The organism is Pseudomonas sp. BAV 4579 (assembly GCF_009765395.1).
Lineage (GTDB): Bacteria > Pseudomonadota > Gammaproteobacteria > Pseudomonadales > Pseudomonadaceae > Chryseomonas > Chryseomonas aestiva.
Map to the genome: position 1 here is coordinate 13,909 of NZ_WHOV01000054.1, position 23,585 is coordinate 37,493.

The 23,585-nt window shown below is 66.1% G+C and carries 20 protein-coding genes; 9 read left to right on the forward strand and 11 right to left on the reverse strand.

All coding sequences use genetic code 11. The annotated features are described in order from the left end of the window. Positions 1-81: 81 nt before the first annotated feature. Both GSQ95_RS12385 and GSQ95_RS12390 read right to left on the reverse strand, forming a co-directional pair. Positions 82-1,416: an MFS transporter gene (locus GSQ95_RS12385; protein ID WP_158896475.1), complete on the reverse strand. Its 1,335-nt coding sequence runs from the start codon at positions 1,414-1,416 to the stop codon at positions 82-84. 80 nt (positions 1,417-1,496) lie between these two features. Continuing rightward, entirely contained in the window at positions 1,497-2,474 is a 978-nt protein-coding gene (locus GSQ95_RS12390) for a hydroxyacid dehydrogenase (protein WP_133859507.1), read from the reverse strand. 215 nt (positions 2,475-2,689) lie between these two features. On the opposite strand from GSQ95_RS12390, the gene GSQ95_RS12395 reads away from it, so the two are divergent. Next, the gene (locus tag GSQ95_RS12395) at positions 2,690-3,364 is read left to right on the forward strand and encodes an RraA family protein (protein WP_133859508.1); all 675 of its coding nucleotides are present in this window, start codon (positions 2,690-2,692) and stop codon (positions 3,362-3,364) included. 382 nt (positions 3,365-3,746) lie between these two features. Here the strand turns inward: GSQ95_RS12395 and GSQ95_RS12400 are convergent, their stop codons facing one another. Then, complete coding sequence (locus tag GSQ95_RS12400) at positions 3,747-5,102, reverse strand: MFS transporter (RefSeq protein WP_133859509.1); 1,356 nt, start codon at positions 5,100-5,102, stop codon at positions 3,747-3,749. 53 nt (positions 5,103-5,155) lie between these two features. Beyond that, the gene (locus GSQ95_RS12405; RefSeq protein WP_133859510.1) at positions 5,156-6,076 is read right to left on the reverse strand and encodes an SMP-30/gluconolactonase/LRE family protein; all 921 of its coding nucleotides are present in this window, start codon (positions 6,074-6,076) and stop codon (positions 5,156-5,158) included. A 218-nt stretch (positions 6,077-6,294) separates the two neighbouring features. On the opposite strand from GSQ95_RS12405, the gene GSQ95_RS12410 reads away from it, so the two are divergent. The 4 genes from GSQ95_RS12410 to GSQ95_RS12425 are packed head-to-tail and all read left to right on the forward strand — an operon-like array spanning position 6,295 to position 10,118. After that, the gene (locus GSQ95_RS12410; RefSeq protein ID WP_158896474.1) at positions 6,295-7,338 is read left to right on the forward strand and encodes an ABC transporter substrate-binding protein; all 1,044 of its coding nucleotides are present in this window, start codon (positions 6,295-6,297) and stop codon (positions 7,336-7,338) included. A 1-nt stretch (position 7,339) separates the two neighbouring features. Further along, positions 7,340-8,164: an ABC transporter ATP-binding protein gene (locus GSQ95_RS12415; protein ID WP_133859512.1), complete on the forward strand. Its 825-nt coding sequence runs from the start codon at positions 7,340-7,342 to the stop codon at positions 8,162-8,164. Next, positions 8,157-9,035 carry an ABC transporter permease gene (locus GSQ95_RS12420; protein ID WP_133859513.1) on the forward strand — a complete coding sequence of 293 codons (879 nt, stop codon included), beginning with the start codon at positions 8,157-8,159 and terminating at the stop codon, positions 9,033-9,035. The genes GSQ95_RS12415 and GSQ95_RS12420 overlap by 8 nt, the downstream gene beginning before the upstream one ends. A gap of 42 nt (positions 9,036-9,077) precedes the next feature. Then, positions 9,078-10,118 carry an amidohydrolase gene (locus tag GSQ95_RS12425; protein WP_158896473.1) on the forward strand — a complete coding sequence of 347 codons (1,041 nt, stop codon included), beginning with the start codon at positions 9,078-9,080 and terminating at the stop codon, positions 10,116-10,118. A 10-nt stretch (positions 10,119-10,128) separates the two neighbouring features. Here GSQ95_RS12425 and GSQ95_RS12430 read toward each other — a convergent pair whose 3' ends face one another. Then, a complete protein-coding gene (locus GSQ95_RS12430; RefSeq protein WP_158896472.1) occupies positions 10,129-11,364 on the reverse strand; it encodes an alpha-hydroxy acid oxidase in 1,236 nt (411 codons plus the stop codon). 87 nt (positions 11,365-11,451) lie between these two features. On the opposite strand from GSQ95_RS12430, the gene GSQ95_RS12435 reads away from it, so the two are divergent. Beyond that, entirely contained in the window at positions 11,452-12,318 is an 867-nt protein-coding gene (locus tag GSQ95_RS12435; RefSeq protein WP_133859516.1) for a LysR family transcriptional regulator, read from the forward strand. 44 nt (positions 12,319-12,362) lie between these two features. On the opposite strand, the gene GSQ95_RS12440 is transcribed toward GSQ95_RS12435, so the two are convergent. From GSQ95_RS12440 to GSQ95_RS12450, 3 genes are read right to left on the reverse strand one after another with little or no spacing between them, the layout of a single operon-like run. Continuing rightward, entirely contained in the window at positions 12,363-13,871 is a 1,509-nt protein-coding gene (locus GSQ95_RS12440; protein WP_158896471.1) for a tripartite tricarboxylate transporter permease, read from the reverse strand. Then, positions 13,871-14,332, reverse strand: a complete 462-nt coding sequence (locus GSQ95_RS12445) for a tripartite tricarboxylate transporter TctB family protein (protein ID WP_133859517.1) — start codon at positions 14,330-14,332, stop codon at positions 13,871-13,873. Before GSQ95_RS12445 ends, GSQ95_RS12440 begins: the two co-directional genes overlap by 1 nt. Further along, a complete protein-coding gene (locus GSQ95_RS12450; protein WP_158896470.1) occupies positions 14,320-15,273 on the reverse strand; it encodes a tripartite tricarboxylate transporter substrate binding protein in 954 nt (317 codons plus the stop codon). The genes GSQ95_RS12445 and GSQ95_RS12450 overlap by 13 nt, the downstream gene beginning before the upstream one ends. Positions 15,274-16,039: 766 nt before the next feature. Here GSQ95_RS12450 and GSQ95_RS12455 point away from each other — a divergent pair. Further along, positions 16,040-16,774, forward strand: a complete 735-nt coding sequence (locus GSQ95_RS12455) for an IclR family transcriptional regulator (RefSeq protein ID WP_133859518.1) — start codon at positions 16,040-16,042, stop codon at positions 16,772-16,774. A 211-nt stretch (positions 16,775-16,985) separates the two neighbouring features. Here the strand turns inward: GSQ95_RS12455 and GSQ95_RS12460 are convergent, their stop codons facing one another. The 3 genes from GSQ95_RS12460 to GSQ95_RS12470 all read right to left on the reverse strand — a co-directional run bounded on the left by GSQ95_RS12460 (position 16,986) and on the right by GSQ95_RS12470 (position 21,252). Continuing rightward, complete coding sequence (locus GSQ95_RS12460) at positions 16,986-18,854, reverse strand: feruloyl-CoA synthase (protein ID WP_158896469.1); 1,869 nt, start codon at positions 18,852-18,854, stop codon at positions 16,986-16,988. A gap of 79 nt (positions 18,855-18,933) precedes the next feature. Beyond that, the gene (locus GSQ95_RS12465) at positions 18,934-20,382 is read right to left on the reverse strand and encodes an aldehyde dehydrogenase (RefSeq protein WP_158896468.1); all 1,449 of its coding nucleotides are present in this window, start codon (positions 20,380-20,382) and stop codon (positions 18,934-18,936) included. Positions 20,383-20,421: 39 nt separating this feature from the next. Beyond that, entirely contained in the window at positions 20,422-21,252 is an 831-nt protein-coding gene (locus GSQ95_RS12470; RefSeq protein ID WP_158896467.1) for a p-hydroxycinnamoyl CoA hydratase/lyase, read from the reverse strand. 265 nt (positions 21,253-21,517) lie between these two features. On the opposite strand from GSQ95_RS12470, the gene GSQ95_RS12475 reads away from it, so the two are divergent. Together GSQ95_RS12475 and GSQ95_RS12480 are read left to right on the forward strand one after the other, a co-directional pair. Then, complete coding sequence (locus GSQ95_RS12475) at positions 21,518-22,576, forward strand: aromatic ring-hydroxylating dioxygenase subunit alpha (RefSeq protein ID WP_158896466.1); 1,059 nt, start codon at positions 21,518-21,520, stop codon at positions 22,574-22,576. A gap of 10 nt (positions 22,577-22,586) precedes the next feature. Next, entirely contained in the window at positions 22,587-23,540 is a 954-nt protein-coding gene (locus tag GSQ95_RS12480; RefSeq protein WP_158896465.1) for a PDR/VanB family oxidoreductase, read from the forward strand. Positions 23,541-23,585 lie beyond the last annotated feature (45 nt).

Genomic DNA, 23,585 nt, shown 5'->3' on the forward strand with positions numbered 1-23,585 from the left:
GCCGCCAAGGCCGGTAGTGAGCAGCGCTTGGCCGAGTCCTGAAGCCGCCGACATTTGGTCGGCGGCTTCGGGAACTCAGACCTAGCCGGCGTTGGTCGCTACGCTCTGGGCATCTGCCTTGGCGCGCGCCGCGGCTTTACGACCCATGATCAGTACCAAGAGGCCGCTGATGGCGCACAGGGTGGCCAGCGGCAGTACGGCCAGGGCATGGCTATGGGTGGCACCGTGGATGGCGCCATAGACGTTGACCATTACCCCGCCGCCGATCAGGTTGGCCAGGGCGCCGATGGCGGCCAGACCCGCCGCGGCGGTAGAGGACGACAGCCAGCCCGAGGCCAGCGCCCAGAACGGTCCCTTCATCGAATAGGCACCGATCAGCACCAGGCTCAGCAGGATAACCGTGGCGGCCAGCGACGAGGTGAACATGCCCGCCAACAGACCCACGGCGATCAACAGCATGGTGAGCGAGGTGTGCCAGCGACGTTCGCCGGTGCGATCCGAGCTACGGCCCCAGAGGACCATCGCTATGGAGGCCAGGCCATAGGGAATGGCGTTGGTCAGGCCGACCTCCAGGTTGGACAGGCCAAAGGACTTGAGCAATTGCGGCGCCCAGACGCTCATGGTGCTGCCGGCCGCCGAGGCACCCGAATAGATCAGCGCCATCACCCAGATATCCTTGTGCTTGAGCAATTGCCACAGGGAGATATGGCCGATGCTGGTCTTGCGCCCGCGCTCTTCGGCCAGCTTGAGCGTCAGCCAGTTGCGTTGCTCGTCGCTCAGCCATTTGGCCTGCTCCGGGCGGTCGGTCAGCACGAACAGGCAGGCGATACCCAGCAGCACCGCCGGGATGCCTTCCAGGATGAACAGCCAGTGCCAGCCACGCATGCCCATCCAGCCGTCCAGGCTCAGTAGCAGGCCCGAAAGCGGCGAACCCAGGAAGTTGGCGCCCGGGATCGCCACCATGAAGATGGCGACCATGCGCGCTCTATAGTTGGAGGGCAGCCAGTAGGTGAGGTACAGCAGCACGCCGGGGAAAAAGCCGGCTTCGGCGGCGCCCAGCAGGAAGCGCATCACATAGAGCGAGTTGGCGCCCTGGACGAAGGCGGTGCCCGCTGAGATCAGGCCCCAGGTGATCATGATCCGGGCGATCCAGATGCGCGCGCCGAAGCGTTGCAGCGCCAGGTTGCTCGGCACCTCCACCAGGAAGTAGGAAAAGAAGAACAGGCTGCTGGCGAAGCCGAAGATCGCGGGCGTCAGGCCCAGATCCTGGTTCATCTGCAGCGAGGCCATGCCGATGTTGCCGCGGTCGATGATGGCGATGAGGTAGCAGACGATCAGGAACGGCAGGATGCGCCAGGCGACGCGGCGCATGGTCGCGCGTTCCAGTTCGCTGATTTCGGGCGTGGAAGAGGTCATGCAGGCTCTCCGTCTTATTGTTGTGGAGATAGACGTAGCGAGCGGCTCCGGGAAGGACACCGCTCGCCCTGACGCGAGGATCAGGCCGCGATCAGGTGACGATTGACCACGGCACGGGTTTCCACCGCCTTGCCGTTCCAGCGATCAAGTACCTGCTGCACCGCCACCAGCCCGACCCGGTCGCGGGCCTCGGTGGTGTTGGCGCCCACGTGGGGCGTGGCGACCAGGTTGGTCAGGCCCCATAGGGCGCTGTCGGCCGGCGGCGGCTCGGGGTGGAAGGTATCCAGGCCGGCACCGCCGATCTGGCCGTCGCGCAACGCTGCGACCAGCGCCTGGGTGTCGATCAACTCGCCGCGAGCGGTATTGATCAGCAGGCTGCCGGGACGCATCCGGGCGAACTGGGCGGCGCCGAACAGGTGGCGATTGGCCTCGGTGAGCGGGCAATGCAGGCTGATGACGTCGCACTCGGCCAACAGGTTATCGAAGCTCTCTTCCCGGCGCACGTGGTCACGCACGGGCAGGGTCTGGAGATAGGGATCATAGACCCGGACCTGCATCCGCAGCGGCGCCACCAGGTCCATCAGCACGCTGCCGATGGAACCCAGGCCCACCAGGCCGAGGGTCTTGCCAAACAGCTCGGTGCCATTGGCCTGGGCCTTGTCCCAGTGCCCGGCGTGCATTCGCGCATTCAGCCAGGGGGTCTGCCGGGCCACGCTGAACATCAGAGCGAAGGCATGTTCGGCCACCGATTGGGCGTTGGCGCCCAGGGCGATGGTGACCGGGATCCCCCGGTCGGCGGCGGCCTGCAGATCGATGGTGTCGTAGCCGACGCCGTGCTTGGCGATGATCTCGAGCCTGGCCGAGGCCTCGATCATCTCGCGGGTCAGCTTGCCCTGGCGGACGATGATGGCGTCGGGCTGCTCCCGGCGGATCAGCGCGACCAGCTCGTCATGGGGCATGTAGGGCTGGGTCGGTACCACGCGGATGCCGTGGGCGGCAGCCAGGGCCATGGCGTCGGGCGCGAGTTCAGGACCGGTGAGAAGCAGGGTGCGGGTCATGTGGGTTATCCCTTGTTGTTATGACGTCGTCCGTCGAGCGGACAGCCAGATGAGCAGGCCTTGACCTTAGCATAATGGAATAGCGTTGCAATACTGAACGCAATCTTGAATTACCTGCCACCCATCCGCCCGTTGAATGTTTAAAAAAGAAATGCCATTCTGAAATTCGACACCCGCTCCTGCGGCATCCAACAAAGCCCACAAGAGAAATGCCCATGACCATCGGATTCAGAGTTCTCAATGCCCAACGCAAGGTCGCAGCCGAATGGGTCGCGCGTTATCGTGAGGTTCCGGTCGCCAATGTCAGCGATTCGATGAACCGGATGACCGCCGGCGGCTCGCGCCTGCGTCCCATGCACCGCCAGGGCGTGCTGGCCGGCCCGGCACTGACCGTGAAGGCACGCCCGGGCGACAACCTCATGCTGCACTACGCCCTGGACATCGCCGAGCCGGGCGACGTCATCGTGGTGGATGCCGGCGGTGACCTGACCAATGCCCTGATCGGCGAGATGATGGTGGCCTATGCCCTCAAGCGCGGCGTGGCCGGCATCGTCATCAACGGCGCCATCCGCGATGCCGCCAACATCGGCTCGGGCGACTTCCCCCTGTTCGCTGCCGGCATCTCTCACCGCGGCCCCTACAAGGACGGTCCGGGCGAGATCAACGTGCCCATCGCCATCGACGGCATGGTCATCGAGCCGGGCGATCTGATCATCGGCGACGACGACGGCCTGCTCTGCGTGCCCTATGACCAGGTTGCCGAGGTCTATGACCGTGCCAGCGCCAAGCACGCCGCCGAAGAGAAGCAAATGCGGCAGATCGCCGAAGGCACCAACGACCGCAGCTGGGTCCTGGAATCGCTCAAGAAGAAGGGTTGCGCCCTGCCCTAGTCAGTGGCCCCAATGAAGAAAGGCAGCCTGGTGCTGCCTTTTTTATTGCGCATCGGGTCCATTGGCACCCGTCGAACTCGACCTGTCCCTTCTGGACGGACACGACAGGTCGCGCAGTAACCGGGAAAAGAGGGTCGCGCCTCGACGACTCAAGCCAACCAGCCTCGCGACGTGTCAGGAGCATAGGGCAAGGCGGCCAGCCCCCTGCTGCGAAGAGACGCGCCATCCAGCGGCGTCAACGTTCGGCGCGACCAGCTGCCGGCGTCCCGCCAGGGTATCTTGCTCAGCCCTATCCGGAGCGCCGGCCTCTCCCTCACGATCAGTCGACCGCAAAAGCAGAAGGCGGCTCATCGCCGCCCCCTTCGCCTGGCTCGCCCCTGAATCAGGTACGACCCGCAGGCTCCAACCCGGCCCCACCCACCGGCTTCACCGGCACCCGACGACTCGGGTCGCCCAGCCAGAGCATCATGACGACACCTAGCGCCAGTACCGAGGCCACCACATAGAAGGGTCCGGAGTAACTCTGGGTCGCATCCTTGACCAGGCCGATGGCGAAGGGCCCGACGAAGCCGCCGAGGTTGCCGATGGAGACGATCAGCGCCAGTCCGCCCGCTGCCGCCCGACCGGTCAGGAAGCTGGAGGGAATGGCCCAGAAGGTCGCCTGGAAGGACAGGATGCTGGCCACCGTCACGCTCAGGCAGCTCATGCGCAACAGCGGATCGGCCGAGAGCGCAGCGCCCACCAGGCCACAGGCGGCCAGCCCCAGAGCGCCGGCCACATAGGGCAGTCGGTGCGCACTCAGGTTGGCCTGCCGCGCCCAGAGGGTCATGGCGACGGCGCCGAGGATGTAGGGGATGGTCGCCACCAGCCCCACGGTGGTGTTCTGCATGCCCAGGCTCTTGATGATCTGCGGCATCCAGATGCCGATCCCCACGGAGCCGACGATGCCGCAAAAGTTGATGGCGGCCAGCACGAAGACCTTGGGATTGGTGAGGGCAGCGCGCAGGGTGGAGCCATGGGCCGCGCCTATCTCGCGCTGCTCGCGGGCCAGTCGTTCGGTCAGCCAGGTGCGCTCGCGGGTCGACAGCCAGCGCGCCTTGGCCGGCGAATCCACCAGCACGAACAGGCAGAGAATACCCAGCAGCACCGCCGGCAGGGCTTCCACCACCAGCAGGAATTGCCAGTTCTTCAACCCCATGAAGTCATGGATGTCCAGCAGGAAGCCCGACAGCGGCGAGCCGATGATGTTGGCGGTAGGGATGCCCAGCAGGAAGGCGGCGGTCGCCTTGGCACGCCATTTCCCCGGGAACCAGTAGGTGAAGTAGAGGTAGACCCCCGGGGTGAAGCCGGCCTCGGCCACCCCGAGCAGAAAGCGCAGGATGCTGAAGCTGACCGGGCCGGTGGCGAATGCCGTGGCCATGGAGATCAGGCCCCAGCTGATCATGATCCGGGCGATCCAGATCCGCGCGCCGAAGCGCTGCATGAGCAGGTTGCTGGGAATCTCGAAGATGAAATAACCGAAGAAGAACAGACCTGCTGCCCAGCCGAACATGGTCGCCGTCAGGCCCAGGTCCTTGTTCATGCTGATGGCGGCGAAGCCGACGTTGGTGCGATCCAGGTAGCTGATCACGTAGCAGGCGAAGATGAACGGCAGGATGCGCCACAGGGTACGCCCGAGCAGTTGTTCGCCTTCGGCATCGGTCAAGGGCGCCTGGGCGCCCAGCGGGGTCTGACTCATGGATTACCTCTGTTGTAATTATTGTGGTGCTGACAGGGGCGCCGGAGCGCTGTTTACAGGTGAGAGAACAGCGGCAGACCTCGTACGCTGGTCTCTACCCGCAGGATGCTGCCGGTCTCGGATTCGGTGATGAACAGGCTGCGCCCCTCGGGGCCGCCGAAGGCCAGGTTGGTGTTGCTGATGCCGGCACAGGACCGCAACCGCGCCAGCGGCTCGGCCACCTGCGACAGCTGCCAGACCGAGCCGAAACCGGTATGGGCGATATAGAGGTTGCTCTCTTCATCCAGCGCCAGGCCGTCCGGACCACCGAGGCCACCGTGGAGCTGGGCGAAGACCCCGACCTTGCCGATCAGCGAGCCGTTGCCCAGAGGAATACGCCAGATCTGCTGCGCCCGGGTCACCGCGATCAGCAGGTGGTTGAGCCGCGGATCGAAGACGATGCCATTGGGGCTGGGCACCGTGTTCAACAGACAGCTCAGCTGGCCGTCGGCCGCCAGGCGATAGACCCGCCCACTGGCGTCCTGCAAGCCGGTCTGGCCCTGGTCGGTGAAGTAGAGATCGCCGGCCGGCGAGAACACCAGGTCGTTGACCCCCTTGAAGCCTTCCGAGCCGGCGCTGCCCAGCAGCGTCTCCACCTCGCCACGCAGCGGATCGAGCAGCAGGATGCCGCGCCTGTAGTCGGCGATGAAGATGCGCCCGTCACGATGGATCTTCAGGCCGTTGGGCCAGCCGTCGTACTCGCAGACCAGTTCCCACTCGCCCCTGGGGTCGATGCGAAAGATGCGCCCATTGGGGATGTCGGTCACATAGAGATTGCCCTGGCGATCGAAGGAAGGGCCTTCCAGGAAGGAATCGATCGCCCTGCCCTGGCGATTGGCATCCGCCCAGGCCGTGCGCTTCGGCTGGCGATAGCGATCGGGCAGGCGGGTAAAGACGGAGGTTTGGATCGTCGGCGGCGCAGCGAAAAAGCTCATGACCAGGCACCTGAGAGAGGCCGAAGCCCCTCCGCACAGAGGAGCCTCGCAATTTTATTTTTAACGAAATGCCGTTGCAAAAATAAAACACTCAAGGCCAATTGCAAGCAAAAGTTTTCAGCTGACGAAGGCTGCATCCTCAAGGCTGCTTGACAGGCACGACTTTTCTAAATACTCCTTAAAAGAAATGGCATTTCAAAAATAACAAGGAGAACGCCATGCTGCATCCGTCCGGCCGCTCGTCCCGTCCCGCCCTGCGCCAGCTCGCCCGCGTCCTGGGTCTGGCCGCCAGCCTCACCTTGGCTAGCGTCCTCCCCGCTCAGGCTCAGACCGAACAGACCCAGGTCACTCTGGCCATCCAGTACGGCTATGCCTATCTGCCGGTAACCCTGGCCGACAAGCTGGGCTTCTTTCGCGAGCAGGCCAAGGCCGCCGGCCAGCCCGACACCCAATTCGAGATCAAGCGCATCAGTGGCTCGCCCGCCATCAACGACGCCTTGATCAGCGGCAATATCGACATTGGCGGCTATGCGCTGCCGGGCACCCTGGTGGCTTGGCAGAAGACCAGGAAGTCCCTCGACATCCGCGCGCTCTGCGCCCTGGTGGCCGGCGACAATGCGCTGTTCGTCAACGATCCCTCGATCAAGTCGCTCAAGGACTTCAAACCCGACCAGAAGATTGCCGTCAGTTCCCCCACCGGCCAGCAGGCGCTGCTGCTGCAGATGGCCGCCGAGCGCACCTTCGGTCCCGGCCAGGCGCATCGGCTGGACAACCTGATGGTGGCCCTGCCCCATCCCGACGCCACCGCCAGCCTGCTCAACAAGGCCGGTATCACCGGCTACATCGGCCCCAACCCCTACAGCTATCTGCTGGCCAAGGACCCCAAGGTCACCAAGCTGTTCGACTTTTCCAAGGAGCTGGGCAGCCGCATGACCAGCGGGGTGCTGACCACCACTGGCAAATTCGTCAAGCGCAACCCGGGCCTCAGTGGCGCGGTGGTCGCCGCCATCGCCCAGGCCCAGGACTTCATCAAGGCCGAGCCACGCAAGGCCGCCGAACTCTTCCTGCAGTCGGAGCCCTCCAGCCTGAGCCTCGACCAGGTGGAGGACATGCTGCGCGGCGTCAGTGGCGAGTGGTCGGTGCAGCCCATCGGGGTCATGGCGCTGGCCAACTTCATGGTCGGCAGCGGTGCCCTGAAGGAAGCGCCCCAGCGCTGGCAGGAGGTCTTCTTCGAACCCGTGGCCAACGGCGAGGGCAACTGACATGAATGCCGTACCGACTTCCGCGCCTACCGCTGTCCCTGATAGTCCCGCCTGCCTGCTGCAGGTCGATAACGTGACCCTGCAATACAAGACCCGCGAGCAACTGATCACCGCCACCCACCAGGTGTCCTTCACGGTCCGCGAATACGATCGCTTCATCCTGCTCGGCCCCTCGGGCTGCGGCAAATCCAGCCTGCTCAAGAGCGTCGCGGGCTTTCTCGAACCGGCGGCGGGCCACATCCGCCTGCATGGCCAGGACGTCCGCGAACCCGGTCCGGATCGCATGATGGTGTTCCAGGAATTCGACCAGCTGATGCCCTGGAAGACCGTACTCGGCAATATCCTCTTCCCGCTCCAGGAAACCCGCCGCTTCCCCGCCGGCGAATTGCGTGACCGGGCCCGGGCCGCGGCGGTCAAGGTGGGCCTGGAGAAGTTCGTCGACGCCTATCCGCACCAGCTTTCCGGCGGCATGAAGCAACGCGTGGCCATTGCCCGCGCCCTGGCCATGGAGCCGGCCGTCCTGCTGATGGACGAACCCTTCGCCGCCCTCGACGCCCTCACCCGGCGGCGCATGCAGGAGGAACTGCTCGGGCTCTGGGAGCAGTCGCCCTTCACCCTGATGTTCGTCACCCACTCCATCGAAGAGGCCATCCTGCTCGGCTCGCGCATTCTGGTGCTCAGCCCTCATCCCGGCCAGGTCCGCGCCGAGCTCGATGCCAGCCAGTACGGCTTCCGTCAGCAGGGCGCCGCCGGCTTCACCGCCTTCCATAATCGCATCAGCCAGATGCTGTTCGGCCCCAACGCCAGCGAGACCGCCCATGACTAAGCCCGCCGTCGTCCTGCAACCGCGTCCGGACCTCGAATATACGCCCGTCGCCCCCGGCCAGGTCGGCGACATCGCCCGGCGCCTGGGCCTGGCCGAGCGCCTGTTCGCCCAGGCCGGTGTGCGCCGCACCCTGGTGCTGATCGCCCTGGCGCTGATCTGGGAGGTCTATGCCCGCTACCTGGACAACCCGCTGATGTTTCCGACCTTCAGCGACACCGTGGTGGCGCTGTGGACCGATCTGGTCAATGGCGCCCTGCCCCTGGCCGTACTCAGCTCGCTCAAGGTACTGATGGTGAGCTACGGCCTGGCCATCGCCCTGGCGATGCTGCTCACCACCCTGGCGGTATCCACCCGGGTGGGCACCGATATCCTCGCCACCCTCACCGCCATGTTCAATCCGCTGCCGGCCATCGCCATCCTGCCGCTGGCCATGCTCTGGTTCGGCCTCGGCGTCCAGAGTCTGATGCTGGTCATCGTCCATTCGGTGCTCTGGGCGGTGGCGCTCAACACCTACTCGGGCTTCCTCTCGGTCAGCCAGACCCAGCGCATGGCCGGGCGCAACTATGGGCTGCGCGGCATCCGCCTGGTGGCCAAGGTACTGATCCCGGCGGCGGTGCCCTCAATCCTTGCCGGCCTGAAGATCGGCTGGGCCTTCGCCTGGCGTACCCTGATCGCCGCCGAGCTGGTGTTCGGCGTCTCCGGCAACTCGGGCGGCCTGGGCTGGTACGTCTTCCAGCACCGCAACGCCCTGGAGACCTCCAATGTGTTCGCCGGTCTGCTGATGGTGATCATCATCGGTCTGGTGGTGGAAGGCCTGGTGTTCCGCAGCATCGAGGTGCTCACGGTGCGTCGCTGGGGCATGCAGAATTGAGCCGCCGCTCACCGCCCAAGGGAAGCCCTCGGAGCCGTCGCCATGGCTGAGACACCGGCTTCCCCCCACGCCCAGGTCCGCGAGGCCTGGCTGGCCCAGGTCCAGGAACCGATCCTGGACCCCGAGCTGCCCATCATCGACGCCCATCACCACCTCTGGGACCGGCCCGGCCAACGCTACCTGCTGCCCGAGTACCTGGCGGACACCGCTAGCGGCCATCGCATCCTGGCCTCGGTCTATGTGCAGTGCCGGTCGATGTACAGCGCGGACCGGGCCGCGCCCTTCGACGCCGTGGGGGAAGTGGAATTCGCCGCCGGGATAGCGGCCCAGAGCGCCAGCGGTCTCTATGGCGAGAGCCGGCTGTGCGCCGCCATCGTCGCCGGCGCCGATCTGCGCCAGGGAGAGGGGGTCATTCCGGTCCTGGAAGAGATGCAGGCGCGCAGCGGCGGACGCCTGCGTGGCATCCGCAACGCCACCGCCTGGCATGCCGATCCGCGCCTGGTGTCCAATCCGCGGCCACCGCCGGCCAAGGTGCTCACGGACGAGCGCTTCCACGAAGGCGTGGCCTGCCTGGCCCGCCATGGTCTTTCGCTGGATATCTGGGCGTACCACACCCAGCTCGACGAGGTCCTGGCCCTCGCCCGCAGATTCCCCGACCAGTTGATCGTCCTCGATCATTGCGGTGGCCCGCTCGGCGCCGGACCCTATGCGCACCAACGCCAGGCGGTGTTCCAGGCCTGGTCCCTGGCCATCCGGGAGCTGGCCAGCTGCAGCAACCTGCGCCTGAAGCTGGGCGGCCTGGGCATGAAGGTTGGCGGCTTCGCCTTCGACGAGCGAGCCACTCCGCCCACCTCGGCCGAACTGGCCGAGCGCTGGCGACCCTATGTGCTGACCTGCGTGGAAGCCTTCGGCGCCGAGCGCTGCCTGTTCGAAAGCAACTTTCCCGTGGACAAGGGCATGTTCTCCTACGGGGTGCTCTGGAACGCCTTCAAGCGCCTGACCCAGGGCTGGGGGCAGGCCGACCGTGAAGCCCTGTTCAGTGGCACGGCGATGGACACCTACCGCCTTTCGTTAACTAGCTGATGAGCCGTGGTTACCGCACGATCCTGAGGCTGTCGCGACGGACCGCGCCGGGACTCTGGATCCCCAGCAGCGCCATGTTGCGCGACAACTCGGTGGCCAGGATGCCGATCGCATGCTTGATGCCCGGCTGGCCGCCCACGGCGCCCGCGTAGTTCATCGGCCGGCCGATGAAGACGAAGGTCGCCCCCAGCGCGAGCGCCATGAGGATGTCACTGCCGCGGCGGAAGCCGCTGTCGATCATCACCGGGTAATCAGGCCCTACCGCCTTGACCACCTGCGGCAGGATGGCGAGGGGTGCGACACTGCCATCCATCTGGCGCCCGCCATGGTTGGAGACGATGACGCCATCCGCACCGGATTCCCGGGCGTGCACGGCATCCGCCGGATCAAGGATGCCCTTGACCACCAGGGTGCCCGGCCAGTGACGGCGAATCAGCGCCAGGTGTCGCCAGCTCAGGTGATCGCGGGCGCCGAAATCGCGCATCACATTGGCCGACACGATGGGCGCGCCACGGCCGACGCCGGAATTCTCGAAGTGCGGCATGCCCCGCCGGAGCAGGGTGCGCAAGGCGGTACCCAGCAGCCAGCGCGGGTGGGTGATGCCCTCCCAGGCCAGGTGCAGATCCGGCTTCAACGGCGTGGCAAAGCGTGCGCGAATCAGATTCTCCCGATTGGCCGACACCGGTACGTCGGCGGTGACCACCAGCGTCTTGAAACCGGCGCGCTGCACGCGCTCGATGAGGGCGAGGATCTTGGCGTCTTCGCCCGGCACATAGGCCTGGAACCAGGCGTCCGGATTTTCCTGCACCACCGCCTCCATCGGCAGCAGGGAGGAGCCGCTCATGATCGCCGGGATATTGGCCTCCCTGGCCGCCCGGGTCTGGATGAGGTCACCCTCGAAGGCGGTGAGGACGCTGATGCCCATGGGCGCGATGCCGAAGGGCGCGCTGTAGCGCTGCCCCAGGAGAGTCGTTTCGAGGCTGCGCGCCGAGGTATCGGTGAAGACGCGCGGGACCCAGGCATAGCGATCGAATCCCGAGCGGTTCCCGTGCAGCGACTTTTCCTCTTCCGCGCCACCGCTGACGTAGGCGAACAGCGGCTTGGGCAGGTGGCGGCGAGCGGCCGCCTCGAAATCATCGAGGGACAGAATCGCCCGCAGGCGTCGGGGTATCCGGTAGCCGCCGCTGCCCTTGGGCAGGGTGTGGGACGCCAAGGGATAGTCTTGCAGTCTGCTCGTCTGGTTCATGCCGCTGGCCTGGTCGTTTTGGCCATCTTAGGCGCCCGAACAGCGAAGAAAAGTTATTCTTCGTCGATCCAAAGACGAGAAAAACTCATGAAGATCGAAGCCTTCCTGACCTTGCAGGCGGCAGTGGAGCGCGGCTCCTTCGCCGCGGCTGCGGAGGCGGTGAACCTGACCCCCAGCGCTGTCAGCCTGCAGATCAAGCAGCTCGAGGCCTACTTCGGCCAGTCGCTGTTCGATCGCTCGGGTCGGACGGTGCAAGCCACGGGGTTCGCCCGACAATTGATCGACACCATGGCCCGGCCGTTGGCCGATCTCGAGAAATTGCGCAATCAGCGCGCCCAGCCGCTGACCGGTCGCGTCCGTCTCGGGGTGACGGGTTCGGTCCTGACCACCCTGCTCCCCAAGGCGGTCGCCGAACTGCAGCAACGCGCTCCCGGCATCACCCTGCAACTGGAGCGGCACAATACGCCCGAATTGATCGCCGCCCTGAAAGCGGATCGCCTGGATGCCGCCATCCTGATCAGACCACCAGGCGGCGGCTCGGCGCGGCTGCATTGGCATGACCTGCTCCGCGAGCCGCTGGTACTGGTGGTGCCAGCGCAGCTCGCGCCCCTGGAGCCCGAAGCCTATCTGCGGCGCTACCCCTGGATCAGGCTGGATCGCAAGCTGGTGGTCGGTCGCCTGGCGGCGCGCTTCGTCGATGGCCTGGTGCCCCAGTGCGAGGCCCTGCTCGATGTCCCCAGCGCCGACGCCATCATCGCCATGGTCGGCCTGGGCCTGGGCGTCTCGGTGCTGCCGCGACTGCGCCCGGAACACCTGGGGCCCTATGAGATAAGGGAGGTCTCCCTCGGCACTGCCGCGCCCACTCGCCAACTCGCCATGGCGCGCCGCAAGCAGGACTCCGAAAGCGCCTTGCTCGACACCATCGCCCAGGCCTTCGACATCGCCTGCCGCTAGCACGCCGAGGGGGCGGCGAGCTCAGCCCGTTGCCCCCTCTCCGCTCAAGCCTCCTCCTCCTGGAAGGCCTCTTCCCGCTTCCGGCGAAACGCCGGCAACACCATCATCACCAGCAGGATGGCCGAGGCGGCGAACAGGGTGGCGCTGATCGGCCGCTGGACGAGCACGGACGGATCCCCCTGGGAAATCAGCAGGGCGCGTCTCAGGTTGGTCTCCAGCAAAGGGCCGAGGACGAAACCCAGCAGCAGCGGACCCGGCTCGCACTTGGCCTTGCGGAACAGATAGCCCAGCAGCCCGAAGATGATCACCAGGGCGAAATCGAAGCCGCGGTTGTTGACGCTGTACACCCCGACGCAGCAGAACAGCAGGATGGCCGGGAACAGCAGCCGATACGGCACCTGCAGCAGCCGCACCCAGACGCCGATGAGCGGCAGGTTGATGACCAGCAGCATCAGGTTGCCGATCCACATGCTGGCGATCAGGCCCCAGAACAGCGCCGGCTGGTTGGTGATCACCGAGGGCCCCGGGGTGATGCCGTGGATCATCATGGCGCCGAGCATCATGGCCATGATCGAGTTGGACGGAATTCCAAGGGTCAGTAGCGGGATGAAGGACGACTGGGCGCCGGCGTTGTTGGCCGACTCCGGCGCGGCGACGCCTTCCACCATCCCGGTGCCGAATTGCTCCGGTGTCTTGGAGACCTTCTTTTCCAGCGAATAGGCGCTGAAGGCGCTCAGGGTCGCACCGCCGCCCGGAAGGACGCCGAGGAAGGTGCCCAACGCCGTGCCCCTCAGAGTAGCCGGCCAGGCCCTGCGGAAGTCCTCGCGGGTAGGCCACAGCCGGGTGATCTTGCCGGCCAGGGTGCCGCGGGCTTCGCGGGATTCGAGGTTGACGGCGATCTCGGCAATACCGAACAGGCCCACCGCGATCACCACGAAGTCGATGCCGTCGTAGAGGTCAGTGGAACCGAAGGTCAGGCGCGTGGTACCACTGCTGACATCCATGCCCACCATGCCGAGTAGCAGTCCCAGGCAGACCATGCCGACCGCCTTGATCACCGAGCCGCTGGCCAGGATGGTCGCCGCCAGCAGACCGAACACGGTCAGCGCCACGTATTCCGCCGGCCCGAAGGACAGGGCGAAACGCGACAGCACAGGACCGGCCACCGCCAGGGCCACGGTGGCGACGGTCCCGGCGAAGAAGGACGCCAGGGCGGCGGTGGCGAGCGCTGCCCCCGCCCGTCCGCGCTTGGCCATGGCATGGCCATCCAGCGCCGTGACCACCGCCGAGGCCTCGCCCGGCAGATTGACCAGGATCGCCGTGGTCGAGCCGCCGTATTGCGCACCGTAGAAGATGCCCGCGAGCATGATCAGGGCGGCCAGCGGTGGCAGGAAATAGGTAATCGGCAGCAGGATCGCCACGGTGGCCGTGGGCCCGATGCCGGGCAGCACGCCGATCAGGGTCCCGAGCAGGGCCCCGATCAGGCAGAACGCCAGGTTGGTCGGGCTCATGGCTTCGGAAAAGCCCAGGTAGAGCGCGTCGAAGATCTCCATCAGAAAGGCCCCACACGCATTTGGACATCCAGTCCATAGATGAAGACCAGCACGCCGAACAAGGTCAGCACCACGCTGGAGATCAGCACCTCGCGCAGCCGCCACTCGCGGTCGGCCATGCTGCCGAAGATCACCAGCCCGGCGGCCGCGACGATGAAGCCGGCATACTCGGCCGCCAGGGCGAAGCCGCCGACGGAAGCCAACAGGATCAATAAAGGCCTGAGCTGTACGGCGTCGATGGACTCCGCGTGCTGCCACAGGCCCAGCAGGCCGATGACGACGCCAAGGATGATCACCAGCGAGCCGACCAAGATCGGCAGATAGCCCGGCCCCATCATGGCCGCGCTGCCGAACGGCAGGTCCTTCGACGACCAGAGCACCAGCGCCCCCAGGCCGATGAAGATGGCACTGGCGAGAAAGTCAGGACGATTGCCGCGCGCCGTGCGCGTCACTGCACCCATGGCGAGACGCTCCACAGCTTCTGGTAACCCGCGAGCTGCGCCGGCATCTGGGCGGCCCAGTCCTCGCCGGACAGATAGGCCAGCGGCAGCGACAGATCCCCGGCCTGCTTGACGAAGGCCGGATCCTCGATGACCTCTTTCACCGCCTGCGCCATTCGCTGCTCGATGGCATCGGGCACCCCGGACGGGGCGGCGATGCCCCGTTCGGAGGTCATGACCAGGTCGACGCCCTGCTCCCTGGCAGTGGGTAGATTGGGCTGCTGCGGCATGCGCTCGGCGGAGAATTGCGCCAGCACGCGGAAGTCGTCGTCCGCGTTCATCTCGCTGATGTTCTGCCCGGCCGCACTGATATGGCCGCCCATCAGGGCGGTGCGGGATTCGGAAGCGCCGCTGAAAGGCACGTGGGTGAGTTTGATGTCGGTCAGCTGTTGCAGCTCCACCATCATCAGGTGGTCATCCGTGCCGACGCCGGAGGTGCCGACCGAGAACTTGCCGGGTGCGGCCTTGGCGGCCGCGGTGAAGTCAGCCAGGGTCTTGTAGGAGGAATCCTTGGGGACCGCCAGCACCGTGGGATCGTCGACGATGCGTGCCACCGGGCGGATCTTCGCCGGGTCGTAGCCGACCTTACGCTGGACGCGGGTGCTCAGGAAGCCGGGGGTATTGATGAAGGCGAAGGTGTAGCCATCGGGTTTCGCCTTGCTCAGCATGGTGTAGGCGATCTCGCCCGCCGCGCCGGGGCGGTTGACGATGACGATCTTCGCGCCCAGGCGCTTCTCCAGATAGGGCTGCATCGCGCGAGCCATGACATCGGTGCTGCCACCGGGGGCATAGGCGACCAGGAATTCGATCGGCCGGTCTTCCGGCCAGGCGGCCTGCGCACTGAAGGAGCTGAGGGACAGCGCCAGGAAAGAGGCAAGCACAGCACTCGCGGTCTTGGTCATGGATAGCTCTCTATTGTTCTTGTTGGATTGACGTGACCAGGCGTCATGCGCGGCAGCGGCGTCCAGGACGACGCTGCCGGCTTGAGCTGATCACGGGATAGCGTTTCCGGCCACAAGAAAGACCTCTCGGCCGGCGGCCATGGAAGCAAGATAATGGAATGCCATTTCGTAAACGAGACAGGGCATTGCCCAGGCGGCCTAAAATTCGTAACCAAAAAAGTCTTATTGGGCTTATTTCGACCTCACGATAATCGTGATCCAGGCTCCTGAAGCCGCCGATAAGTAAAATTTGAAATTACATTTCTTTTTTAAAAGCTCGCTCATGAGTTCCCACAGCGTCACTCGCCAGCCCGGAACGTCCTTCCCACTTCAAAAAGGACTACAGGACCCCTGATGAGAGCCGCCGATCTGGTCGTTCGTTGCCTGCAAACGAGGCTGTGGGATACCTCTTCGGCATTCCCGGGGGAGAGAGCCTGGACTGCCCGGTGGACTACTTCGAGAACGACCGCCTCCTGCACCAGGAGATCAAGGAACGCAGCGCGGCGATCTGAGTGGTGGCGGCGCGAGCAAAGCAATGCCCTGATGGCACGATCGGGGCGTCTCTGGACGCTCACCTCGGGTCGGGCGGGCCATTGCCATTGAAATGTCTAGCTATCAATAAAGGCGGATAGCAGCGCCTGGACAGCTGACTGTGCGAGCGACTCACTAGGCGCACACCGGGCGCTCGCGGATAATGTGGCGATAGCTGCCCTTTAGGAACACTCGCTTGAACACCAACCGTCCTCGCCCAGGCGTTTCCGGCGTTGCCTCTGCTGATCGCGTCTTGACCGTTCTCACCGCCTTTCGCATCGGCGATGCCGCCCTGAGTCTCGCCGAACTGGCCCATCGCACCGGCCTGATCAAGAGCACCATCATGCGCCTGGTGGTGTCGCTGGAAAAATACGGTCTGGTGACCCGACTCGCCGATGGCAACTACATCCTGGCCAGCGAGGTCGTGCGCCTCAATGCCGTCTACCAGGACTCTCACGATGTCGGCCGCCACATCATGCCGCGGCTGCATCAGCTCACCGAAGAGAGTGGCGAAACCGCCTCCTTCTATGTACGACACGGCGCCTACCGGCTCTGCCAGTACCGGGTGAATTCCCCTCATCGCCTGCGTCTGCACCTCCAACCCGGCGACATGCGCCCCATGGACCAGGCGGCCGGTGCCCTGGCCCTGCAGACGCCCTATGCGGTGGCCAAAGCCGGGATCATCCCCTTCTACTCCTGCGGTGCCACCGATCCGCACGCCTCTTCCGTCGCCCTGCCCATCTATGACGCCCAGGAAGAGCTGCTGGGTGCTCTGGTGATCTCGGGGCCGGCCAATCGCCTCAGCCTGGAACGCGCCCAGACCCTGTACGAGGTCCTGCGCGAAGCCGCGGATGAACTGACCCGCAGTCTGGGCGGCAAGACCCTGTACGGCACAGATCAGGCGAAGCGCAAGCCGCGCAAGGATGAGTGATCGGGCACAGGGGCCGGCGGCCCCTGGCGCCAGTCTCGCGTAACGCCCCTCTCCCGCGGAAGAGGGCTGGGATGAGGGATGTCGTCAGCCACTCGCCCCCTTGTTGGGCTTCGCTACGCTCAACCGCAACCTACGAAGGTCGCGCAGTGGCACTGAACGCCCCCTCTCCCTCTGGGAGAGGGCTGGGGTGAGGGAAACCCCAGGCGCCAGACTACGCCCTGATCAACAGCGGCGCCGTTCCCCGGTAGCAGGCCTCCAGCCGTTCCGCGCGATGGGTCAGGACGCTGCGCTGGTTGAGCGAGCCCTTGTCGGTGATCTCGCCGCGGTCGGCGGATGGCGGCTCTTCCTGCAGAGCGATCCATTCCAGGCGACTGGCGTTGCCCGAAGCCTCGCGATTGAGGCGCTGGAGCCAGCCGGCGAACCAGTCCTGAACCGGGGCACTGGCCAGTACCGCGGTGGCATCGACGCCGTCGTCCAGCCCGGCCAGTTGCCGGCAATCCGCCAGGCGCGGAAAGACCAGCAGTCCCAGACACTCGCGATCCGGCGCCGCCGCCACCACGTCCTGCACCAGCGGCGTGCCCTCCAGTACCGCGCGATTGCGCAGGGGACCGACGCTGACGAAGACCCCGGACGACAGCTTGAAGTCCTCGGCGATGCGGCCGTCGAACATCAGACCCAGCTGCGGATTGGCCGGATCGACCAGCTTGAGCGCATCGCCCGAGCAGTAGAAGCCTTCCTCGTCGAAGCAGGCGGCGGTCTGGGCGGTGTCGCGCCAATAGCCGGGCATGATGTGCGGACCACGGAAGCGCCCTTCCAGCTTGCCGTCCACCGGCACCAGCTTGAGTTCGCAGCCCGGCGCCGGCACCCCGACATAGCCGGCCACTGAAAGCGGTCCGGTGGTGAAGGTGCAACTGGGCGAGGCCTCGGTCATGCCCAGACCGGCCATCATGCGGATGCGTTCGCCGCAATGGGCCTCGGCGATGCGATCCAGGCGATCCCAGACGCTTTGCGACAGCCCCGCCGCGGCAAAGAAGAACAGCCGCATGCGGGCGAAGAAGCGCTCGCGCAATTCGGCGTCGCGCTCCAGGGCATTGGCCAGCTCTTCCCAGCCGCGCGGCACCGTCAGGTAGGCGGTGGGTGATACCTCGCGCAGGTTGCGCAGGGTCTCGCCGAAGCCCTGGGGGGTCGGCTTGCCTTCGTCGAGATAGAAGGTGCCGCCGTTGTAGAGCACGATCCCCAGGTTGTGACTGCCACCAAAGGTGTGGTTCCAGGGCAGCCAGTCCACCAGCACCGGCGGCTCTTCGCCAAACACCGGAAAGGTCTGCAAGAGCATCTGCTGGTTGGCGCAGAGCATGCGCTGGGTAGTGGTCACCGCCTTGGGCAGCTTGGTGGAACCGGAGGTGAAGAGAAACTTGGCGATGCTGTCCGACCCGGTGGCGGCGAAGGCACGCTCGGCGGCGGCCAGTTCACCACGGGCGAGCAGCGACTCGAAGGTCAGGGTATTGCGGCCCTGGACCTCGCCGCGGGTCGCAATAACCGGTACGTCGGCGGGCAGCACGGCATCCAGCGCCTTCTGGAACGCGGGGCCATCGCTGACGAACACCAGTCCCGGCTGCAGCAGGCCGCAGACATGGCGCAGCTTGGCGTGGTCCTGGGACAGCAGCGCGTAGCCGGGTGACACCGGGCAGAAGGGAATGCCGGCATAGAGGGCCGCCATGGCCAGCTGCAGATGCTCCGGGTCGTTGCCGGAGAGAATCGCCAAGGGTCGCTCGGCCGACAGGCCGAACTCCAGCAGCGCGGCGGCCAGTTGACGCACCCGTTGCAGCATCTCGCCATAGGAGAATTCGCGCCAGGCGCCGCCGGCTTCCCGCGCGGCGAAGAAGGTGCGGTCCGGGGTTACCGCGGCCCAGTGCAGCAGCCGGTCCAGCAGTCGCGGCGGCGGTGGGGTCAGGGCTTCCTGGGAGGCCATGTAGAGCAGTCCACCCCGCTCTTCCACGGTAACGCCGGGTTGTCCCAGGGTCACCGGGCGATAGCGCAGCGGCTGATCGGCGGGCGCGCGGGTATGCGTGACGTGACTCACCTTGAATTCTCCTCTGGGCTGGCGCCCGAGGGCGCCTCTTATTGTTGTTGCAACAGGAGCTAGGGACGGCGGACGCGGATCAGATCAGGTAGTGGCGTGGCCCCGTCTGCAGCGTCACCCAGCGCAACTGGGTGAAATGATCGATGGAGGCCCGTGAGCCGAAGCTGCCGTAGCCGCTGGACTTCACGCCGCCAAAGGGCATCTGCGCCTCGTCGTGCACCGTGGGGCCGTTGATGTGGCAGATACCGCTCTCCACCCGCTGGGCCAGCGCCAGGGCACGGGCGGTGTCGCGACTGAAGATGGCCGACGAGAGACCGAATTCGGAATCGTTGGCCAGGCGCAGCAGGGCCTCGTCACCCTCGGCACGGATCACCACCGCGACCGGGCCGAAGGATTCGTCGGCATAGAGCTGCATCTCGGCGGTGACGCCATCCAGCAGGGTCGGCTGGAGGATGCTGCCGTCGAGCTCGCCGCCACAGACCAACCGGGCGCCCTTGCCCACGGCGTCGTCGATCAGCGCCTTGATGCGGGTGCCGGCACTGGCGTCGATCAGGGAACCCAGGACCGAATCGGGCGCGCCTGGATCGCCGGCCTTGAGGGTGCGCACCTTGGCCGCCAGGCGCTCGACGAAGGCGTCGGCGATGCGACTGTCCACCAGCAGGCGCTCGGTGGACATGCAGATCTGCCCTTGGTTGAAATAGGCGCCAAAGGCCGCCGCAGCGACCGCGGCATCCAGGTCGGCGTCCTCCAGCACCAGCAGCGGTGCCTTGCCGCCCAGTTCCAGCACGGCCGGCTTGAGATGGCGCGCCGCCAGCTCGCCAACGATGCGACCCACCCGGGTGGAGCCGGTGAAGTTGACGCGCCGCACCGCCGGGTTGGCGATCAGCCGTTCGACGACGGCCGGGGCATCCTCCGGAGCATTGGTGAGGACATTGACCACACCGTCGCCCAGGCCGGCGTCCTGCAGCACCTGGCCGATCAGCCGGTGCACGCCCGGACTTTGTTCGGAGGCCTTGAGCACCACGGTGTTGCCGCAGGCCAGGGGCATGGCCAGGGCGCGGGTACCGAGGATCACCGGCGCGTTCCAGGGCGCGATGCCCAGCACCACACCACAGGGCTGCCGTAGCGCCATGGCGAAGCTGCCGGGCACGTCGGACGGTATGACCTCGCCCTGGATCTGGGTGGTCATGGCCGCCGCCTCGCGCAGCATGTTGGCCGCCAGGTGGACATTGAACCCGTACCAGTTGGCCATGGCCCCGGTCTCCCCGGCGAGGGCGACGAATTCGCTACTGCGCGCCGCCAGACCATCAGCGGCGGCCAGCAGACGACGACGGCGCTCGCCCGGTGGTAGCTCAGCCCAGGCGGGAAAGGCGGCCTGGGCCGCGGCGACGGCGGCGTCGGCATCCTCCAGGGTGGCGGCGGCCACCCTGGAGACCACCGCGCCGGTCACCGGATGGCAACGCTGATAGCTGCGACCGTCGCCGGCCGGGCGGCTGGCGCCGCCGATGAGCAGGGATACCTCGACCATGACGCTACCTCTTGTTGTTGTACGTGGGGCGGTGGCGATCTAGCGCTTGTAGGTCTGCAGCCCCGGCTTGATGCTCTTGTCGTCGAGGAACTGCTTCATGCCCTGTTCGCGACCGCCTTCCGGATCCTGCAGCCGCGACTGGTCGAGCTTGGCATAGAGGTAGTCCTCGTTCTGCTCCCAGGTCAGTTCGCGGCAGCGCTTGAAGCCGACCTTGGCGGCCCGCAGCACCACCGGATTCTTGTCCAGCAGCTCGCGGGCCAGGGCGGTGGTCACCTCGCGCAACCGGTCGCGCGGCACGCTCTGGTTGACCAGGCCCATGGCCGCCGCCTCGAGACCGCTGAAGGTCTTGCCGGTCATCACATAGTAGAGGGCGGTACGATGGCCCACGGTATCGGCCAGGGCCTTGCTCACCAGGTTGCCCGGGGGAATGCCCCAATTGATCTCGGACAGGCCGAAGGTGGCCTCGTCGGCGGTGATGGCCAGGTCGCAGGCCACCAGCGGGCTGAAGCCGCCGCCAAAGCACCAGCCGTTGACCATGGCGATGGTCGGCTTGGCGTACATGCGCAACAGCTTCCACTGCCACTGGGAGGCTTCGCGGCGAATCTTTTCCTGCAGGATCTCGGGGCCGGCGTCGGTCTCGCGGAAGTATTCCTTGAGATCCATGCCCGCGGTCCAGGCCTCGCCGGCACCGGTCAGCACCAGCACACCGGCACTGGCGTCCTGCTCCAGGGTCTCCAGCACCTCGACCATCTCGCGGTTGAGGGTGGGACTCATGGCATTGCGTTTTTCCGGACGATTGAGCGTCACCCAGGCGATACCGTCCTCGATGTCCACTTTGACCGTCTGCCAGCGTCCGTCATAACTGCCCATGGCGTGTGCCTCTTGTTGTTGGGTGGGTATGGAGCTGAAGCTACGCCAGGGAATTAGTTAAGTCAATTAACTATTTGCCAGGCGTGCACGATGCCGGTGAACGATAGGGGTATCTGGGCAAACAGGATCCAATGGCGCGACAACGGGTGCAACAGCGTTAACGCCATTTGTCCTGGAAGGGGCCTCACAGAGCGAATGCCGTTGACAGGAATGGTTAACCGTCATAACCATTGGATCCAATAGACAACAACAAGAGGTCCCGCTCATGTACCCGAAGAACGCCTGGTACGTCGCCTGCACCCCCGACGAAGTGCAGGACAAGCCACTAGGTCGCCAGATCTGTGGCGAACCCCTGGTCTTCTACCGTGACGCCAAGGGCCAGGTGGTGGCCCTAGAAGACTTCTGCCCGCACCGCGGCGCGCCGCTGTCCCTGGGCTTCGTCCGCGACGGCACCCTGGTCTGTGGCTATCACGGCCTGGAGATGGGTTGCGGCGGCAAGACCCTGGGCATGCCGGGGCAGCGGGTCGGCGTCTTTCCCGCGGTGCGCCCCTATGCCGCCGTCGAGCGGCACGGCTTCATCTGGGTCTGGCCGGGCGACCAGGCCAAGGCCGATGCGGCGCTGATCCCCCACCTGGAATGGGCCGAGAGTCCCGACTGGGCCTATGGTGGCGGCCTCTATCACATCCAGTGCGACTACCGGCTGATGATCGACAACCTCATGGATCTCACCCACGAGACCTATGTCCACGCCTCCAGCATCGGCCAGAAGGAGATCGACGAGGCGCCGCCGGCCACCCGCGTCGACGGTGACGAGGTCATCACCAGCCGGCACATGGAAAACATCTCCGCCCCGCCCTTCTGGCGCATGGCCCTGCGCGGCAATGGCCTGGCCGACGACGTCCCGGTGGATCGCTGGCAGATCTGCCGCTTCACCCCGCCCAGCCACGTGATGATCGAGGTGGGCGTGGCCCATGCCGGCCATGGCGGCTACGAGGCCCCGGCGGCGGTCAAGGCCGCCAGCGTGGTGGTGGACTTCATCACCCCCGAGACCGAGACCTCCATCTGGTACTTCTGGGGCATGGCGCGCAACTTCAAGCCGGACGATGCCGAACTCACCGCCAGCATCCGCGAAGGCCAGGGCAAGATCTTCGGCGAAGACCTGGAGATGCTCGAACGCCAGCAGCAGAACCTGCTGCGCTATCCGGAGCGCGGCCTGCTCAAGCTCAATATCGATGCCGGCGGCGTGCAGTCGCGGCAGATCATCGACCGTCTGCTGGCCGCCGAACAGGCCGCCACCGGCATCCCGGTCCGGCAGATCGCCTAGGAGACCTCCCATGCTCGATCTGATCGTCACCGCCGTGCAGCGCGAGGCCCCCACCATCCTGGCCTTCGACCTGGCCCGCGCCGACGGCGGCCCCCTGCCCGGCTTCGCCGCCGGCGCCCATCTGGAAATCACCCTGGGCGACGGCCTGGTGCGCCACTATTCGCTCTGTACCGCGCCGGAACCGGTACCGACCCGCTATCGCATCGCCGTGCTGCTCGTCCCCGAGTCCCGCGGCGGCTCCCAGGCCATGCATCGACTGCAGGTAGGGGATCGGCTGCAGGTGAGCGAGCCACGCAATCTGTTCGCCCTGGTCCCCAGCGCGCGCCGCACCCAGCTGCTGGCCGGCGGGATCGGTATCACTCCGCTCCTGGCCATGGCCGAACAGCTCTATCGGCAGGGCGCGCATTTCACCCTGAGATACCTAGTGCGGGATCGCGAACACGCCGCCTTCATCCCCTGGCTCAAGGCGCGGCCCTATGCCGAGCAGGTCAGGGTGCACTTCGACCAGCAGGATCCGACGCTGCGACCCAACTTCCAGCACCTGCTCGGTCCGGCGGCACCGGACGATCACCTCTATGTCTGCGGCCCGGCCGGCTTCATGGCCGCGGTAGTGGAGGCCGCCCAGGCCCAGGGCTGGCAACCCGGCCAGATCCATCGGGAGTTCTTCGCCGCCGATCCCGCCGCCCAGGGCGAGCAAAGACCCTTCGAGGTGGAGCTGGCGCGCAGCGGGCGGCGCGTGCAGGTACCGGCCGAACGCAGCGTGGTCGAGGTTCTGGCGGACCTGGGTGTCGTCCTGCCGGTGTCCTGTGGCCAGGGTCTCTGCGGCACCTGCCTGACCCCGGTGCTGGCCGGCGAACCCGAGCACCGCGACCTCTTTCTCTCCGCAGCCGAGCACGCCGCCAACGACCGCTTCACCCCCTGCTGCTCCCGCGCCAAGGGCGAGCGGCTGGTGCTGGATCTCTGACGACCCGAGCCCACCTAACAATCCCCTCTCCCTCCGGGAGAGGGC